At 40.3% G+C, this 16590-nt stretch carries 12 protein-coding genes and 1 pseudogene; 5 read left to right on the top strand and 8 right to left on the bottom strand.

The features are described from left to right. Positions 1-62: 62 nt before the first annotated feature. From AC2117_RS12895 to AC2117_RS12885, 3 genes are all read right to left on the bottom strand, one after another. Positions 63-1949, bottom strand: coding sequence for a feruloyl-CoA synthase (locus AC2117_RS12895; protein ID WP_171459069.1), 1887 nt, complete (start codon positions 1947-1949; stop codon positions 63-65). An 81-nt stretch (positions 1950-2030) separates the two neighbouring features. Further along, on the bottom strand, positions 2031-3482 hold the full coding sequence (locus AC2117_RS12890; protein WP_133974598.1) for an aldehyde dehydrogenase: 1452 nt from the start codon (positions 3480-3482) through the stop codon (positions 2031-2033). Between the two features lie 37 nt (positions 3483-3519). Continuing rightward, positions 3520-4359 carry a p-hydroxycinnamoyl CoA hydratase/lyase gene (locus AC2117_RS12885; protein ID WP_171061955.1) on the bottom strand — a complete coding sequence of 280 codons (840 nt, stop codon included), beginning with the start codon at positions 4357-4359 and terminating at the stop codon, positions 3520-3522. A 248-nt stretch (positions 4360-4607) separates the two neighbouring features. On the opposite strand from AC2117_RS12885, the gene mhpT reads away from it, so the two are divergent. The 3 genes from mhpT (at position 4608) to AC2117_RS12870 (ending at position 7182) form a co-directional block, all read left to right on the top strand. After that, positions 4608-5840: a 3-(3-hydroxy-phenyl)propionate transporter MhpT gene (gene mhpT, locus AC2117_RS12880; protein WP_009387729.1), complete on the top strand. Its 1233-nt coding sequence runs from the start codon at positions 4608-4610 to the stop codon at positions 5838-5840. Positions 5841-5910: 70 nt separating this feature from the next. Continuing rightward, a complete protein-coding gene (locus AC2117_RS12875; RefSeq protein ID WP_133974596.1) occupies positions 5911-6366 on the top strand; it encodes a MarR family winged helix-turn-helix transcriptional regulator in 456 nt (151 codons plus the stop codon). A 123-nt stretch (positions 6367-6489) separates the two neighbouring features. Then, a complete protein-coding gene (locus AC2117_RS12870) occupies positions 6490-7182 on the top strand; it encodes a GntR family transcriptional regulator (protein WP_133974595.1) in 693 nt (230 codons plus the stop codon). A 43-nt stretch (positions 7183-7225) separates the two neighbouring features. Here the strand turns inward: AC2117_RS12870 and AC2117_RS12865 are convergent, their stop codons facing one another. The 5 genes and pseudogenes from AC2117_RS12865 to AC2117_RS12845 form a co-directional block, all read right to left on the bottom strand. Continuing rightward, on the bottom strand, positions 7226-8170 hold the full coding sequence (locus tag AC2117_RS12865; RefSeq protein WP_133974593.1) for a PDR/VanB family oxidoreductase: 945 nt from the start codon (positions 8168-8170) through the stop codon (positions 7226-7228). Between the two features lie 12 nt (positions 8171-8182). Next, positions 8183-9259 carry an aromatic ring-hydroxylating oxygenase subunit alpha gene (locus AC2117_RS12860; RefSeq protein ID WP_133974591.1) on the bottom strand — a complete coding sequence of 359 codons (1077 nt, stop codon included), beginning with the start codon at positions 9257-9259 and terminating at the stop codon, positions 8183-8185. A gap of 233 nt (positions 9260-9492) precedes the next feature. Then, positions 9493-10679, bottom strand: a pseudogene (locus AC2117_RS12855) (OprD family outer membrane porin). Between the two features lie 12 nt (positions 10680-10691). Next, on the bottom strand, positions 10692-11645 hold the full coding sequence (locus AC2117_RS12850; RefSeq protein WP_133976359.1) for a formylglycine-generating enzyme family protein: 954 nt from the start codon (positions 11643-11645) through the stop codon (positions 10692-10694). 25 nt (positions 11646-11670) lie between these two features. Continuing rightward, a complete protein-coding gene (locus AC2117_RS12845) occupies positions 11671-13356 on the bottom strand; it encodes an arylsulfatase (protein WP_133974589.1) in 1686 nt (561 codons plus the stop codon). Positions 13357-13908: 552 nt separating this feature from the next. On the opposite strand from AC2117_RS12845, the gene AC2117_RS12840 reads away from it, so the two are divergent. Both AC2117_RS12840 and AC2117_RS12835 read left to right on the top strand, forming a co-directional pair. After that, entirely contained in the window at positions 13909-15255 is a 1347-nt protein-coding gene (locus AC2117_RS12840; protein ID WP_133974587.1) for an MFS transporter, read from the top strand. Positions 15256-15286: 31 nt separating this feature from the next. Next, positions 15287-16567: an OprD family outer membrane porin gene (locus tag AC2117_RS12835; protein ID WP_133974585.1), complete on the top strand. Its 1281-nt coding sequence runs from the start codon at positions 15287-15289 to the stop codon at positions 16565-16567. The last annotated feature ends 23 nt before the right edge of the window (positions 16568-16590 follow it).

The following is a 16590-nucleotide window of genomic DNA, read 5'->3' as shown; positions in this document are numbered from 1 at the left end:
TTAGGCAAAAGTGAGGCTAAGGCCCAAACCGAAGTTTGAGCTTCCTTTTTTAATTCAATTGCTTATTGCTTTAAGGTGGGCACTCGGATAATGAGTGGGTTTTCGGCCTGCTTTTGATAAAGTTCATCAATTAAAGCAGCACGACGTTTAGTAATATTGCTTTGATTGAGGTTACCTTTATCGGTCACTTCGCCTGCATCGAGTTGAGGTGGTTCGGTCATTAAATAAAGCATTGAGACTGTATTTGAACTGCCAGTCGCATCTTTATTAAATGTCGTTAAAAATTGACGGAACCATTGCTGGACTTTAGGGTGCTGTAATATCTCTGTTGCAGAATGCTCGCCAAGCTTAAGGCCTGCGTATTGAGCACAAGCTTCTAATTTTGGAAAAATCAGAAAGCCAACAGCATTCAGGTTTGAACCTGTAATACAGACATCTTGAACGAGTAAATTACCTTGAATGAGCACTTTGTTGCGAATCGTGCCGACATTGACGAAAGTGCCTGTATTGAGTTTAAAGTCTTCGGCAATTCGACCGTCATACATCAGCCCTTTAGTCGGATCATTGATATCGACCAAACGAACAGCATCACCTGTGTGGAAAAAGCCTTCATCATCAAACACAGTGCTTTGCTGGTCTGCTTTTAAGCGCCAATAGCCTTTCATGACATGTTTACCACGAACACAAAATTCAAGTTTGTCGCCACATGGAACCAGTTTGATTTCACACCCTGGTGCAGGGTAACCAATAAAGCCAGCCATCACGCGTGGGCCAGTGGTAAAAGCACAAGATGGTGCAGTTTCAGTCATGCCCAATCCGCTCATAATGCGAATTTTTTCTCCGCAATGTTGCTGAGCAATTTTATCAAGTCTGTTCCAGCCAGCTTCTGAAAGCGCTGCACCTGCAAAGAATAAAATTTTTACTTTGGCAAAAAAGCGGTCTCTTAACTCTTCATCTTGTTCTAAAGCTTCGGTCAGTTCTTCCCAACCTTTTGGCACATTTAAATAAACTGTTGGAGAAATTTCTTTGAGATTACGAATGGTTTCGTCAAATTTTCCTGCAACGGGTTTGCCATCATCAATGTAAATCGTACCGCCATTATAGAGCGCGATGCCGACATTATGACTGCCGCCAAATGTGTGGTGCCAAGACAGCCAGTCGAGTAGAACAGGTGGTGTTTCTTCAAACTCAGGGAAAGTCTGCAACAACATTTGCTGATTAACACACAACATTAAATGTGTGGTCGGCACAGCTTTAGGTAGTTTGGTTGAACCTGATGTAAACAAGAATTTGGCAATTTGGTTTTCATCAAGGGTTTGGTAAAACTCTTGAACATTTGAAACAGGCGTATCTAACAGTGACTGAAAAGACGTGCAGATCTGATTGCCTACAAGACCTTTGTTGGTCACCACTTCAATGTCTGATGTAATACATGCTTGAATCCCTTTGGCAAAGGTCTGACCATCGCTGGCATAGACCATGCCTGGGGTGAGCACTTCAAACACATGTTTGAGTTTGCCAAAATCTTGAGAAATAAGAGAGTAGGCTGGTGAAATTGCTGAAAAAGGCACACCTGCCAGCATAGCCCCCATAGAGAGTGTTAAATGTTCAAGATCATTACCACTTAAAATGATGAGTGGTCTTTCTTGGCTTAAGTTACGTTCATGTAAAGCCTGAGCAATATGCCATGCGCGTTGTAAAACTTCTGCATAACTCAGTTTAACCCACTCACCTTGAGCATTGCGTTTGGCTGCAAAAATATGGTCAGGTTTGGTCTGTGCAAAATGAATTAACCGATCTGTCAGTTTTTGTGGATACGGTTTTAATTGCTCTTTTGGGCTGATATAGAGCGTGTCATCTTTATGGTGATAATGAATATCATGTTGCCCTAATTTTACGAACCGTTCGCGGTCTTGTGATTGAGTGGCATTCATTTGCATTTCTTTCACTCCATGGAAAGCGCATCACTGCGCTTTATCTTTTTGCATCATGCAATTTTTATTTAATATGTCGTTGTCTACATTAGCCGACTAAATCGGGTAATGACGCGATTGAGTTTGAATGGTGATCCAGCGTAAATCGGTAAATTCACCAATAGAGGCTTTACTACCAAAACGTCCATAACCGCTCGATTTTGTACCACCAAATGGCATTTGAGCTTCGTCATGTACGGTTGCACCGTTAATGTGACAAATACCCGAATCAATCTGTTTAGCGACTTCTAATGCCTGCGAAATATTCTGGCTAAACACTGCTGAAGAAAGACCGAATTCGCTGTCATTTGCCAGTGCTACACCTTCTTCAACGCTTGAAAAACGTTGAACTGTGCAGACAGGCCCAAACGATTCTTCGCGGTAAAGTAACATGTCAGGTTTAATATTGAGCACCAGCGTCGGTTGCATGGTGGTGTCTTCAATATGAATGCCTAAAGGTAAGTCAGCACCTTTGTTTTGAGCATCTTCCAGCAAATGCCGAATGCGGTTTGCAGCGCGTCGACTTTCTAAAACACCGAGCGCATTTTCTTTCGAGGTTGGGTTACCCGCCTGAATAGAGCGGGTTTTCTCAATCAGTTTTTCAATAAACTGGTCGGCAATATTGTCTTGAACCAAAACACGTTCGGTCGACATACAAATTTGACCCTGATTAAAAAATGCTCCAAAAGCGACGGCATTTACGGCTTCATTAATATCAACTTCATTTAAAACCACGACAGGGGCTTTGCCACCAAGTTCGAGTAAAACAGGTTTTAAATATTTAGCAGCAGTCTCTGCAATAATTTTTCCGACTTTGGTTGAACCCGTAAAATTAATGCGTTTTACGGCTGGATGAGACACTAAACGTTCAACAATTTGTGGTGCATCTTCAGCAGCATGCGTAATCACATTTACCACACCTTCACCTAGACCTGCTTCGTGTAACACTTCACCAATTAGACGATGTGTTGCTGGGCAGGCTTCCGAGGCTTTTAACACTACCGTGTTACCACAAGCCAAAGGCATAGCAAGCGCACGTGTTGCCAAAATGACAGGGGCATTCCATGGAGCAATGCCCACAATAACACCGCAAGGAACCCGTACACCCATCGCAAGATTGCCCGGCACATCTGACGGAATGAGGCTGCCGTCAATTTGTGTGGTCATTGCTGCTGCTTCACGTAACATGTTTGCAGCAAGGTGAACGTTAAACCCATACCATGTGGCAGTTGAACCTGTCTCTTGCATTCCTGTTTCAATGAATTGCTCAGTCTTTTGGTCCATTAAATCGGCTGCTTTTAACAAACGTAAACGGCGTTCGGTAGGCGAGAGTTTCGACCATACTTTAAAAGCTTGTTGTGCCGAATCGACTGCACGATCAACATCTTCCAAGGTTGCAGCAGCAGCTTTAGTTGCCACCGATCCATCAATTGGGCTAATACGCTCAAAAGTTGCCTGATTTGATGCATCAACAGATTGACCGTGAATAAGTAACTGTACATTTTGCATGGGTTGTGTCCTTACATTGCCATTAAAGAATCAAAAGTTAACCAGTACGTTTATAGCTCTGTAAACCCGGTTTAATTGATTTTTCATCTAAAAATTGTTTCAAACCTTCTTGGCGACCATTTTCAGTATCACGATGGATACATTGATCTAACTTGGCATATAAGTAATCTTCGTTTTGGTCCCAAGTGAGTTCGCGGCAACGCTTAAAGCCATTTTTAGCGGTACGAAGCACTACAGGGTTTTTCTCAAGTAGGCAATTTGCAAGCTCAGTTACTTCTGCTTTTAGCTGTTCAAGTGGTACGCTTTTATTTACCAGTCCCATAGTTTCGGCTTCTTTACCACTAAAGGTTTTACCCGTCATGATGTAGTACAAAGCTGCACGGTGGCCCACAGTATCGGCCATTGCTTTACTTACAAGGTTACCAGGTGGGATACCCCAGTTAATTTCAGATAAACCGAAAGTTGCTTCATCTGCTGCAATCGCAAGATCACACGCCACTAATGGTGAGAAACCGCCTCCGAAACACCAGCCGTTAACCATTGCAATGGTTGGTTTTGAATACATACGAAGAAGTTGCCACTGCCAACGACATGAGTCACGGCGAATACGTTCTTGATAAATTTCAGGTTGAGTGTCGACTTCGCGGAAATATTCTTTCAAGTCCATGCCAGCTGTCCAAGAGTCACCCGCACCAGTTAGTACTAAAACACGTGCATCTTGATCAAGTTCTATGGCTTCAAGTACATCAATCATTTCACGATTGAGTGTAGGGCTCATGGCATTTTTCTTTTCTGGGCGGTTTAGTGTAACCCAGGCAATTCCATCTTCAACTTTAACATCTACGGTTTCCCAGCGATTTTCATAAGTCATCTTCATACTCCTTGAATGATTTTGTGATGTTCTGGGATTTAATTTAATATCAGTTAAACTTACATTCAAGTCTTTTTTCTAAAATTTAATAATTATTTTATAAGTATTTGTAATATAAATAAAAATTAATTTAATAAATAATTTAACATAAAAATATGTTGATTTTTTAGTAAGTTTAACTGATATTTTTGGTGTGTTTAAACAACAATACACAAAGGGCTAAATGGAACGACTAGTCAATAAAGGACAACACAATGGAAAAGATATTAGGACAGTCTGCAAGAGCAAAGATTACGTTACTACTTTGTTTTGCAATCGCAATTTTTGAAGGTTTTGATCTTCAATCAATGGGGGTAGCCGCTCCACGAATGCGGGCTGAGTTTATGTTAGATAATGGCCAGATGGCATGGGCATTTAGTGCTGCAATTTTAGGAACACTACCAGGTGCCATATTAGGCGGCAGATTTGCAGATATTATTGGGCGTAAGAAAATTCTGATTTTTAGTATTCTGCTTTTTGGAATTATGTCTTTGCTAACGGCCTATGCTGCCAACTTTAGTTTGTTATTGCTCATTCGTTTTTGTACTGGTTTGGGAATGGGCGGGGCACTTCCGATGATGATTACTCTTGCCTCTGAAGCTGTACCTGACCAGCACAAGGGCAAAGCGGTAAGTGTCATGTATAGCGGCATTCCTTTTGGTGGCTTGCTGACTTCTGTGGTTGCCATGTCATTGGCGGGCGATGCAGAGTGGCGTCATATTTTCTATATTGGTGGTATTGCGCCTATTTTGTTAATTCCACTCATCATGCGCTTTTTACCTGAGTCAAATGATTACCTGCAACGTAAAGTTCAAGCGCAAAAAACCACACCATTCTTTGAAGTTCTATTTGCCAAAGAACGTCGTATGTCGACCATTCAGCTTTGGGTGAGTTTTTTCTGTACCTTAGTGGTGCTGTATTTCTTGTTGAACTGGTTGCCGCTACTTATGGGGGCGCAAGGCTTATCGAAACTTCAGGCAAACTATGTGCAAATGGGCTACAACGTTGGTGGAATTTTAGGTTCAATCTTAATGGGGGTATTGCTTGATAAAATACGCATGAGTTTTGTGATTAAGCTGATTTATCTAGGTATTTTATTCTCACTTTGCTGCTTGGCAATTTCTCCAACTGTAGCTTTACTGGCACTTTCGGCAGTCGGCTGTGGTTTATTCATTGTGGGTGGACAATCGGCATTGTACGGTTTAGCCGCAATGTATTATCCGACTGAAATGCGTGGAACCGGAGTAGGTGCGGCGGTTGCAATTGGGCGTATTGGTTCTTTTGCAGGCCCTTTAATGGCTGGTTTTTTACTTTCACTTGGACAAAGTTCGACCATTGTGATTGGTTCAAGCATTCCAGTGATCTTAATTGCAGCGATCTCTGCATTACTTCTTGTCAAAAAACCTAAACAGCCTGTACATTTAGTACAAAGCTCAGGTGCTCGCTAAGTTTTAACGAAAGTATGGGGTGATTGCCTCATACTTTCACTACAGATTTTCTTATGATGAATGAAAGGTTATGGTACGTTCAAATTTAGTTCAGAAAAAAATAGAAGATGAGCCTAAGTTAAGTTACATGATTGCTCGTGTTGACCGAATTATTAGTAAACATTTAACAGAACATTTAAAAGAGCTTGAAATTACTTTGCCGCAATTTACGGCACTTTCTGTTTTAGCTTCAAAAAGTAACGTATCTAATGCCAAGCTTGCTGAACGCTCTTTCATAAAGCCACAATCTGCCAATAAAATTTTGCAAGATTTACTGGTTAATGGCTGGATTGAAAAGAAACCTGACCCAACCCATGGTCGCCGTATTTTAATTACACTTACCGAAAGTGGTATTGAAAAACTCAATAAATGCAATGAAGTTGTATCCAAAGTTGAAGAGAAAATGCTTGAAGGTATTGATATTAATTTGGCTTATTTAATTCGTAATAATCTCGATATTATGGTGAATAATCTTAAAGGCCTTTGATCGAATGTAGTTTGCGATCTAATTTTTTAAAGTCTATAGAAATGCTTAAGCACTGATTCACACAGAAAATTTATTTCATTTTGCAAATGAACTTGCTAGCATCGAAGTGACGTTTTTGGTGATGTGTGGCAGCAAATGTCTTCAGGACAACAAGTTTTACTTAAATTAAGAAAAATGATTATTTCAGGGGAACTTGAGGGTGGCGCAAGAATTGCCGAGATTCCCACTGCCGAGTTACTTGGAGTTTCGAGGCAGCCTGTTCGTATTGCATTTAGATTGCTTGAACAAGAAGGTCTTCTTATCAAGAACCCAACCCGTGGCTACACCGTCCGTGAAATTTCAGAACAGCTGGTTCATGATGCGCTTGAAGTGCGGGGTGTGCTTGAAGGATTGGCTGCAAAGACTCTAGCAGAACAAGGTTTAAGCGAAGAGCAGAAAAAGACACTGCAACATTGCATTCAAGAAACCGAAAAACTCTTTAATGAAAAAGACGAGTTCGGCGATACCGAACTGGAACGTTATCATCATTTTAACGTCATTTTTCATGACACGATTATTGAGGGCGCGCAAAATGTAGCGCTCATACAAGCTCTAGCAAAAAACAATCAATTGCCGATGGCTTCTGCCCAAGCCATTACCTATGATGAGAGCCAAGCTTTGTCAGAATATCGTCGTTTGCACTATGCACATTTACAGCACTGTTCGATTTTTGATGCGTTGGTACATCGTCAGGCAGGGCGCGCAGAAGCCTTAATGCGTGAGCACAGTAGTGTTGTAATTTTAGGTGAAACCCTAAAAAGTGTTTTAAGCACTTAAAATGGAGAAAGTTCCTTTATTTTTGAATAAAGGAACTTAACTATTAAAGCTCAATCACAAGATTTTTGGTTTTCGCACGAGAACAGCAGGGCGTAAACTGATCGTTCAGCGCATGTTCATCTTCGGTCATAAACATATCGCGATGATCTGGTGTGCCTTCTACAACACGCGTAATACACGTACCGCAAATGCCTTGTTCACACGAAACAGGTATATCAAAACCATTTGCAATTAATGCTTCTGTTGCAGTCTGCTCTGGCAATACTTCAATTCGGCGCCCCGTACCTTTGACTTCAATGGTAAAAGCTTCATCGTTGGACGTATCTACTTTTTGCGCAACGAAATGCTCTTGATGTAGTTGCTCGCTATGCCAATTCGCTTGCTCGGCCGAGTTCATCACAAATTGCATAAATCCTGTAGGCCCACACACATAGAGGTGTTTGTCAGGTGAAGCTTGGCCTAAAACCTTTGCCATATTACATTCGGTGTCTGGTTGGTCTTGAATGTGAAAATGGACATGATCACCAAAGTGCTCGGTTAAATTGCCATAGAAGGCAATCATTTCATGGCTACGAACAAAGTAGTGTAATTCAAAAGGAATATTGGACGCCTTAAGCCGATATGCCATCGACAAAATGGGGGTAATGCCAATACCACCGGCAAATAAAACAGCTTGTTTAGTTTGGGGGTGAATCTCAAATAAATTACGTGGTTCACCAATTTTTAAATGGTCGCCTTCACGATATTCAGTGTGAATACAACGTGAACCACCGCGTGAGTTGGCATCATGTAAAACACCAATCACATAACGATGTTTTTCATTACAACAGTTTGAAATTGAATATTGACGGGTTAGACCGTTTTTAAGATGCACATCAATATGGGCACCTGCTTCAAAACTCGGTAGCTCTGTACCATTTGTTGCAACTAATTCAAAGGCACGAATGGTCGGGGTGAGCTGGTGAATTTTATCAATAATAACGTCCATGTTTATGCTCCTTTAAATAATCCGAATGTTTGGAAACTTCTGTGCGGATGTTTCAGGAGGCGTTTTATTTTCTTCGGCAAGTAGTCGGTCAATCACCTTGCGTGACTGTACACCACCTGCGTCGATGTTGAGCATCAGTAACTTGCGATGTGGATTATTCAAAATGTTTTGCTGCTGTTGCTCAAGCATTTCTAAATCTTCAGTAAAGATTTTGCCTTGGCCTTCACGAATTTGATCGGTGAGCTCAACGTTGTCTGGCTGGAAGTTACGTGCCATTCCCCAGAAATACCAATGTGAGGTTTCAGTTTCTGGCGTAATAAAGTCCACAACAATTGAAGAAACTTTTTTGTCATTTGGCGCGTTATAACCGCCGTGTCCAGCATGTGCTACACCGACTTCAATATGCACATTACTTGGGGCAAAAAAATGACAACGTTGCCAACGGTCAACTAGCACATCATCTGCCAAATGATTGCCGCGTAGGGCCATTTGCCAAAATGGTGGTGCGATCACATTTTCCATGTAACGCTCGGTAATGACGTGGTCACCATCTACTTTCGTCACTGGCAATGATTCATCAATCTCTTTTTGACCAATACTGCTTGAGTGAACATAGGTCTCGTGGGTTAAATCCATAAGGTTATCGACCATGAGGCGATAGTCGCATTGAATATGGAACAGGCCTCCGCCATAGCTCCATTCAGGATGATCTGCCCATTCTAAAGTTGGGAGTTTTGATTCATCTGCTAATGTTTTTTCACCCGGCCATATCCAAATAAAACCGAACTTTTCAACAACTGCATAGGCCTTATTGCAAGGAAAACCATTTGTACGTTGGGCTGGCATTGAAACAGTTTTTCCATCACAGCCCATGACTAAACCATGATAACCACACACGAGGTTGCCATCTTCTACATAGCCAAGTGAAAGTGGGGCACCGCGATGGGGGCAAAAATCTTCAACGGCTGCAACTTGATTTTCTTTACCACGGTAAAAAACAATTTTTTCACCACAGATGGTGCGACCTAGCGGTTTGTCTTGGATTTCTTCTGGGCGGCAGGCTACATACCAAGCATTTTTAATAAACATTTGTGACGACTCCTTATCACTTATTGGATCCAATTTATAATAAATAAAAATATTGGTCAATTGGCAAGCAGTATATTTTTAAAAAATATTGTTCTTCATGGTTGTTGTTTTTGTATATTTTTAAATAGTTTTAAAGATTTTTTGATTATTTTGAATTTTAGGGATGTACTTTTTGTTGGTTTTTAATTGGATCCATAATAGCTTCATTTAAAACCATTATGGATGGTGAAGATTTAAAAGTTAAACGTGTAATGAAGCATCATGCGCTGTTCATCCAGACTTTTACCGTGTTTAGTGTCGTAGTTAATATTTAAGAAAAGAAATTTAAGATTTTTAACCCAGGCATTCAGGTCATATTGAATCAACACATCACTTTCTTGCTCAAAATCATTTTGATTCATGGTTTGAAATGAATCACCATAAATATATTTATAGGTAATTTTTAAACCTTTGATGTAGTCTTTAAAGTCATACGAAGCAACGAAATGATAAGACTTTTCATCTGCTTTGGTAAACGCGCCTAAGGTCCAGTTCACCATATGGGGGATGGGTATATTGTCGAGTTTTGGAATGCCATCTTTGCCAAAGTTTTCTTGGTAGCCAATTCCAGTTGTAAAGTTTCCATATTTGATAAAATGCATGGCGCCCACAGATGTATTGTCATATTCACCAAGTTTTGACTTGCCGACATCGTCGTGGCGAAACACCCGTAATTTGTGGTGTGCTGTTTTGTCCATTGATAATCAAAAGCAAAGTAGCTTTGATTAATCAGGTCGGTTAAGTAACCATTATAAAATTTCCAATGGTACCTAGGTGTTTTGCCATCCCATTGGAAAAAGTAAAGCCCATCGGATTCATTTTTCGAGATTGCGAGTTTGTGGTAGTCCTCCTCATTTTTTGGAGAATAACGGTTAATCAAACCCAACTCGAAATTTTGTTGCGGTGTCTTATATTTTAATTCCAAGCCTTTGTAGTTTACTCGTAATTGATGTGTGTCGACTTGTGGGGTAAGTGGTGAGTCGGGAATAATTTCACCTATATTTATCCGAAAGTTTTGATATTCAACTCCAGCTCCTAAGCCATATTTAACGTAGTCCTGCGCTTGTTTTTTAGTAGTGGTGTCAAAGGGTATGACCGTATCATTGGTGTGTTGATCGGTACTTAAGCGATAGGCATATTGAATGCTGGGGTTGAGGTGTAGCTGAACAGCATTGAGCTTGGTTGACCAGTCGCCTCGATAGATCACGCCTTGACTCAAGCTATGGGTGTCGGGACTAGTGTCATTCTCATAATGTCTTTCAAAGTTAAATGTTTTTAATGTAAGTGTATTTTGAAAATTAAAATCTTCTGCACTGTGAGCTAAACAGCAGGCAAGCGCTGTCCCTGAGAATAAAATCCCATAAATAGAAATATGCTTCATTTTTAAATCCGTTTAAAAGCGTTTTACTGTTCTAAATCCGACATGGCTGGTTGCTAGGTCGAGTTCCTGTGGGTGCCTCGCGGCAGCACGATAACGTGCGCAATAATTGGTCGCGCACAAATAAGACCCACCTTTAATGGTGTATTGCAAAATCTGTTCGTGACTTTGCCGATATTTTGAGGGATCTCCCATATGGTGATCTCTTGGACCTGTGTAGGGTGTTTGTGTCCATTCCCATACATTGCCAATCAAGTCATATAAACCAAATGGGTTTTTACTAAAACAGCCAACAGGTGCAACATCCTTAAAACCATCTTCCTGAATGTTTTTATAAGGAAATTCACCCTGCCAGAAGTTGGCTACAATGTGCCCTTCGTGAGTAGGGCCAATGTCGGAATTTTGCTGAAAACCTTTGGCTGCGTATTCCCATTCAAGTTCGGTCGGTAAGTCATGATCCAGCCAGTTTGCATAAGCATAGGCATCATTCCATGTCACCATGCGAACAGGCTCATGAGACGCGGGTTTTTTAGGGTTATTTAAGCCCCATGGGTGTTTCCAATTGGCACCTTTTTCAAACCTCCACCACTGTAGTTCTTCAACTGGGTGTTCCGGTTGTACAAACATAGCTGCACCACCTTGCTTCTCTGCATCGGTGACATAGCCTGTTTGTTTAACAAACTCTTGAAATTGAGCATTGGTGACTTCAGTTGCATCAATTAAAAAAGCGGAAACGGAAGTTGCCTTTAAGTTTAAAGGGCGTTCATCTTCATAACCTTGTGTGGTGCCTAAAACAATTTTTCCTTGCGGAAGCTTGACCATACCTGCTTCTTTATTTTTAGGCCAACCCAAAGGAAGGCCCGAATAAGAATTACATTTAGCTTTGCTGCCTAAGTTGGGTAAGGTGGTCTGTTCTAGTTGAGGCGTGGTTTTTTGGCATGCACAAAGTAAGAGGAACGATGAAAGCATCATGATCTGTTTCATCTGGTTTTTCCTACTTTTTGTTATATTGCTCAAAATCCATCACACCATTTTCATCGGCGTATCTTAAATATTTGTCATTTAAGACTTTGACGATCTCTGGATGTTCTGCGTAAACATTATGTTGTTCATTAAAATCTCTTTTTAAATTGTAGAGTTCCCAGCCGTGGCTTTTAAATTTAGAAGGTGAGTTTTCGACAAGTTTCCATTCGTCAGTTTGGGCGTAGCGGCTGCCATGCAACTCTTTAAAGTCATAATAATTAACAGGTCGAATGCGGGCATTATTGTTTTTAAAAGCAGGAATCAAGCTAAAACCAGACGGTTTAATTTTTGTGCTTGTAGCTGGATAAATTTGATTATTTTGAATGCCAGCTAATTCCATGGCAGTTGGGAATATATCTCTGACTGTCGCAAAGTTATTGTTAATTCCGCGATCTTTAGAAATTTGAACAGGGGATTTAACAATAAAAGGAACGCGCACTCCGCCTTCTGAAGCGGCTGACTTCCAGTGGGTAAATGGTGTACTGCTCACTTCGGCCCAACGTGGTCCCATATAAACATATGAGCTTACGTTTCCTATATTTTCATAACGGTTGTCGGCATCACCCATTGGGAAATTATGATCACCACCTTCAGCGCCGTTATCTGACATAAATACAATCAAAGTATTGTCATATAAATGATTCTTTTTTAGATATTGAATGACATCGCCAATTCGATCATCTAACTGAGTGACCATGCCAGCGTAAACTTCCATTTTACGGGCTTCATATTTGCGCTCTTGTGGAGTTAGCTCATTCCAGTTTTTGGTGTGTAGAGCTTGGTTGCCACGTTCGGTTGGATATTCTGCATTTAAAGGAATTAGGCCTAGTTTCTTTTGTCTTTCAAAGCGTTGTTTGCGAATTGCGTCGTAGCCTTGATCGTATTTACCTTTGTATAAGTCTCTATAGTGAGCAGGTGCCTGAATTGGCCAGTGAGGAGCGGTGTAGGCTAAATAGGCAAAAAATGGCTTTTGCGCTTTATTTTTATCTAAGTACTCAAACGCTTTTTGTGTGAAGAAATCTGTTGAGTAGTAGTTGTCAGGCAATGTAACCTTTTGACCGTTTTCAGTATATTGTGTGTTACGCGGATAATTTTTAGGTTGGTCTTTGAAATGTAAATCGAAGCCATCGAGCAGAGCAAAAGATTGGTCAAAACCACGAGCCTTAGGGTTTTGTTCGGGAGCATAGCCTAAGTGCCATTTACCGACCATGAAGGTGTAATAATCTTTTGTTTTTAAAATCTCGGCGAGTGTGTAAGCATTTTGCGTTAAGTGACCTGAATATCCATCAATTTTGAGTAGTGCGCGCGGGTTATCGGCTCCAACCAATTTTTCTTGTCGTTTTGAAGTTTCATACATGGCGCCTAAACCGACCAAGTGGTTGTCTGCGCCTGTCATAAGCTGTGCACGAGTAGGTGAGCACATTGATGAGGCATGAAAATTAAAAAGCATTTTCCCTTGTTTTAACAAGCTATCAATATGAGGTGTTTTAATTTCGCCGCCATACGCACCAATATCTGAAAATCCAAGATCATCGGCCAAAATAATCATGATGTTAGGCGGCTGCTGATTTTTTGGAGGGGCTGCTTGCGCTGTGTAAAACAATTGACTGGCAAAAAAAAGTCCCAGTGTAAGTTGGCTTACTCTTTTGAGTTTCATAACAACAATCCTTTTGTGTGTTTATGCATCATGCAATTAATTAAAACTTCTTAAATGAAAATAATGTCAGTTAAGCTTACAAAAAAGTCAATAAAATAAAAAATAATCTATTTTTAACTCATTGTTTTTATAATTAAATTATTTTATTAATATAAATTTTTATAAGTTTAACTGCTATTTTGTTGAGAGTGAAAGTTAAATCTTTTCATTGAGTTGAATCCTTATTGGTAAGTGATTAATTTTGGCTAAAAAACACTCTGAGTTGATCATAATAGATTTTTTATTATGGATCCATAAAAATCTTAACTCATCTTAATTTTAGGTTTTTAATAATTTAATAGTGAGATAATTTATGTATTTATATAATTTTTAATAATAGGTTTTAAATTTTTGTTGATTTTTTGGATCCAAATATTCAGTATAGAAAAAGAGCAGGATGCTCAAAAAACAAATATTCCTCTAGGTCATTATGGATACGGATGTGCATAACCACCCAATCGCTCATATCAGCAGTGTCGTGTGTATGTCTTATCCACATTGGGAGATACACAAATGGAAAGAGACGTGCTGAGTGAGATCAATCAAAACAATATGAGCCGTTACCAATGGTTCGTCATTTTGATTTGTATCTGTCTCAATATTATTGATGGCTTTGATGTAATGGTGATGGCATTTACTGCACCATCCGTGTCGGCAGAATGGGCACTTTCAGGCTCACAAATTGGCTTGCTGCTTAGTTCAGGACTTTTTGGGATGGCTGCTGGTTCCATTTTTCTTGCACCTTTAGCCGATAAAATTGGTCGTCGTTTGCTCATTTTAATTTGTCTTGTTATTGCTGGCCTTAGCATGTTGGCATGTGCTTTTGTACAAAGCCACGGCATGTTAGCAGCACTTCGGTTTATTACAGGAATTGGGGTAGGTGGGATTCTTGCCAGCAGTAATGTTTTAGCAAGTGAATATGCCAACGCTCGCTGGCGCAGTCTTGCTGTTAGCTTAATGTCTACAGGTTATGGAATTGGCGCGACACTCGGTGGAGTATTGTCACTGGCGTTGATTGAACATTTAGGCTGGCGGTCAATATTTTTAGCGGGTGGGATCACCACCATTGCAATGTTGCTAATCAGCGCATGGTTATTACCTGAATCTTTAGATTATTTATTAGCGAAACGACCAAAACAGGCTCTAGAACGAATTAATGCAACTGTAAATCGTATGGAGCTTAACGAGTTACCAGTTCTGCCGCGCTATGAAAAAAATACGACACAAAATGGCAGTGAACTCAGTAAGTTATTTGCAGGGCAGCTGGGGTTCCAAACACTTTGTCTTTGGTTTGCGTTCTTTTTAGTGATGTTTGGTTTTTACTTCGTGATGAGCTGGACGCCAAAAATTCTTATTTCAATGGGAATGTCGCCTGAACAAGGGGTAAGTACTGGTATTTTAATTAGTATTGGCGGTATTTTTGGTGCAGCGATTATTGGTTTACTTGCCTCTCGCATGAAAATTTTCTATGCCTTAAGCCTATTTTTAGGGCTAACCTCTGCTTGTGTTTTTCTATTTGTCGCAGTCTCGTCCCAAGTGAGTGTCGCACTCATGGTGGGGTTATTACTTGGCACACTCATTAATGGCTGTGTGGCAGGTTTATATTCTATTTCACCAACAATTTATGATGCCGAAATCCGTAGTCGCGGCGTAGGTTATGCGATTGGTTTTGGTCGGATTGGGGCAATTTTATCGCCAACGGTTGCAGGGATTTTTCTGGATAAAGGCATTGCACCCGCAACGCTTTATGCCTATTACGGTGTGGTCTTTGTTTTGGCTATTTTCCTGATTTTAAGTCTGGGTAGCGCTTTTTACCGAAGTAAAAAAGAGCAAAACTACTCTCTTAAAACAGCGCCGTAATCCATTAAAAATTAAATAGTTGAGATAAGAAATGAAAAAGACACCATTATGGGTGGGGGTATGCTTGTGCCCATTATTTAGTCAAATTGTGCATGCCGAGTTTATTTCAGACAGTAAAGCTGAGCTGACACTGCGTAATTTTTACTTTGACCGAGACTATAAAAAAGACCCATATCCCTATACCGCTGCCAGAGATTGGGCGCAGGGTTTAATTTTTAAAGGACAGTCTGGTTATACCGAGGGTACGGTCGGTTTCGGTGTTGATGTACTAGCAATGGCAGGCTTTAACCTAATGGGAAGTCGGGCCGATGACTATGCACGGAGTGGCTTATTACAAGTCAATACCGATAATTCACGTGATGATTATTATGGAAAAATAGGCATTACAGGTAAGGCCAAATTTAGAAAAAATGAGCTTTTTGTGGGGGATCTGGTTCCACAATTACCGACCATATTTTCATCGCCAGCACGTTTGTTCCCACAGACTTATCGCGGTATCCGCTTTGTTTCAAATGAAATCCCAAATCTTCAATTAGAGGGATTTTATGTCGACGAGGTGCGTCAACGCGATTCAATCCGCTTTACAGATGTTGGAACAGACAACATTAACCATCGTTTTGATAAGGCAGCAATGACTGATTCTTTTTACACGCTGGGAGGAAGTTATCAATTAAAAGACTACCGTTTACGCGCTTATCATGCCGAACTAAAAGATATTTACCAGCAACAATTTTTGGGTTTTAACGGGAAACAACCTTTAAACGATCAGCTTAATTTTTTAAGTGACGTGCGTTTTTTTAATAGTGAAGAAACTGGAAGCAAAAAAATAGGAGAGGTCGATAACCGCCATATGAGTGGTTTATTTGGTTTGAACTATCAAAACCATACGGTTTCTTTGGGCTACATGCAGTCGTTTGGCTCGACAGGTCTGCCGTTTTTGTCGGGAACAGAAAGTCCGGTCGTGCTTGATTTTATGAGTTCAGACTATTCGAATAAAGATGAAAAAGTCTATTCGATTCGTTATGAATATGATTTTAAAAATGTGCAGTTAGGTGATGTCTCATTAAATGGTCTTCGTTTTATGACTCGCTATGCAAAAGGCGAAGACATTGATTTGCTGCAATATGGCGATCAGCGATTTAAAGAAGAGTCGATGGAGTTTGATTTGGGCTATAAAATTCCTGAAGGGAAATTAAAAGGCCTAGGCATGCGAGCTCGTTTTTCTCACTATCGTAACGATATGCCAAGCAATATGACCTTTCACTCGGCAAATGAAACACGGTTGAATGTTGATTACACCTTTAAATTTTAATGCTCAATATTTAAGTAAATTAA

This window comes from Acinetobacter calcoaceticus, from assembly GCF_900520355.1.
Lineage (GTDB): Bacteria > Pseudomonadota > Gammaproteobacteria > Pseudomonadales > Moraxellaceae > Acinetobacter > Acinetobacter calcoaceticus_C.
Note: the sequence above shows the minus strand (reverse complement) of the source record. Positions and strands in the feature narration are given on the sequence as shown.

What these genes read in the sequence shown, in the direction of transcription:
- AC2117_RS12865 (WP_133974593.1), bottom strand. Translation starts at nt 8,170, where the DNA reads ATGGACGTTATTATTGATAAAATTCACCAGCTCACCCCGACCATTCGT.
- AC2117_RS12850 (WP_133976359.1), bottom strand. Translation starts at nt 11,645, where the DNA reads ATGCTTTCATCGTTCCTCTTACTTTGTGCATGCCAAAAAACCACGCCT.
- AC2117_RS12860 (WP_133974591.1), bottom strand. Translation starts at nt 9,259, where the DNA reads ATGTTTATTAAAAATGCTTGGTATGTAGCCTGCCGCCCAGAAGAAATC.
- mhpT (WP_009387729.1), top strand. Translation starts at nt 4,608, where the DNA reads ATGGAAAAGATATTAGGACAGTCTGCAAGAGCAAAGATTACGTTACTA.
- AC2117_RS12840 (WP_133974587.1), top strand. Translation starts at nt 13,909, where the DNA reads ATGGAAAGAGACGTGCTGAGTGAGATCAATCAAAACAATATGAGCCGT.
- AC2117_RS12890 (WP_133974598.1), bottom strand. Translation starts at nt 3,482, where the DNA reads ATGCAAAATGTACAGTTACTTATTCACGGTCAATCTGTTGATGCATCA.
- AC2117_RS12885 (WP_171061955.1), bottom strand. Translation starts at nt 4,359, where the DNA reads ATGAAGATGACTTATGAAAATCGCTGGGAAACCGTAGATGTTAAAGTT.
- AC2117_RS12845 (WP_133974589.1), bottom strand. Translation starts at nt 13,356, where the DNA reads ATGAAACTCAAAAGAGTAAGCCAACTTACACTGGGACTTTTTTTTGCC.
- AC2117_RS12835 (WP_133974585.1), top strand. Translation starts at nt 15,287, where the DNA reads ATGAAAAAGACACCATTATGGGTGGGGGTATGCTTGTGCCCATTATTT.
- AC2117_RS12875 (WP_133974596.1), top strand. Translation starts at nt 5,911, where the DNA reads ATGGTACGTTCAAATTTAGTTCAGAAAAAAATAGAAGATGAGCCTAAG.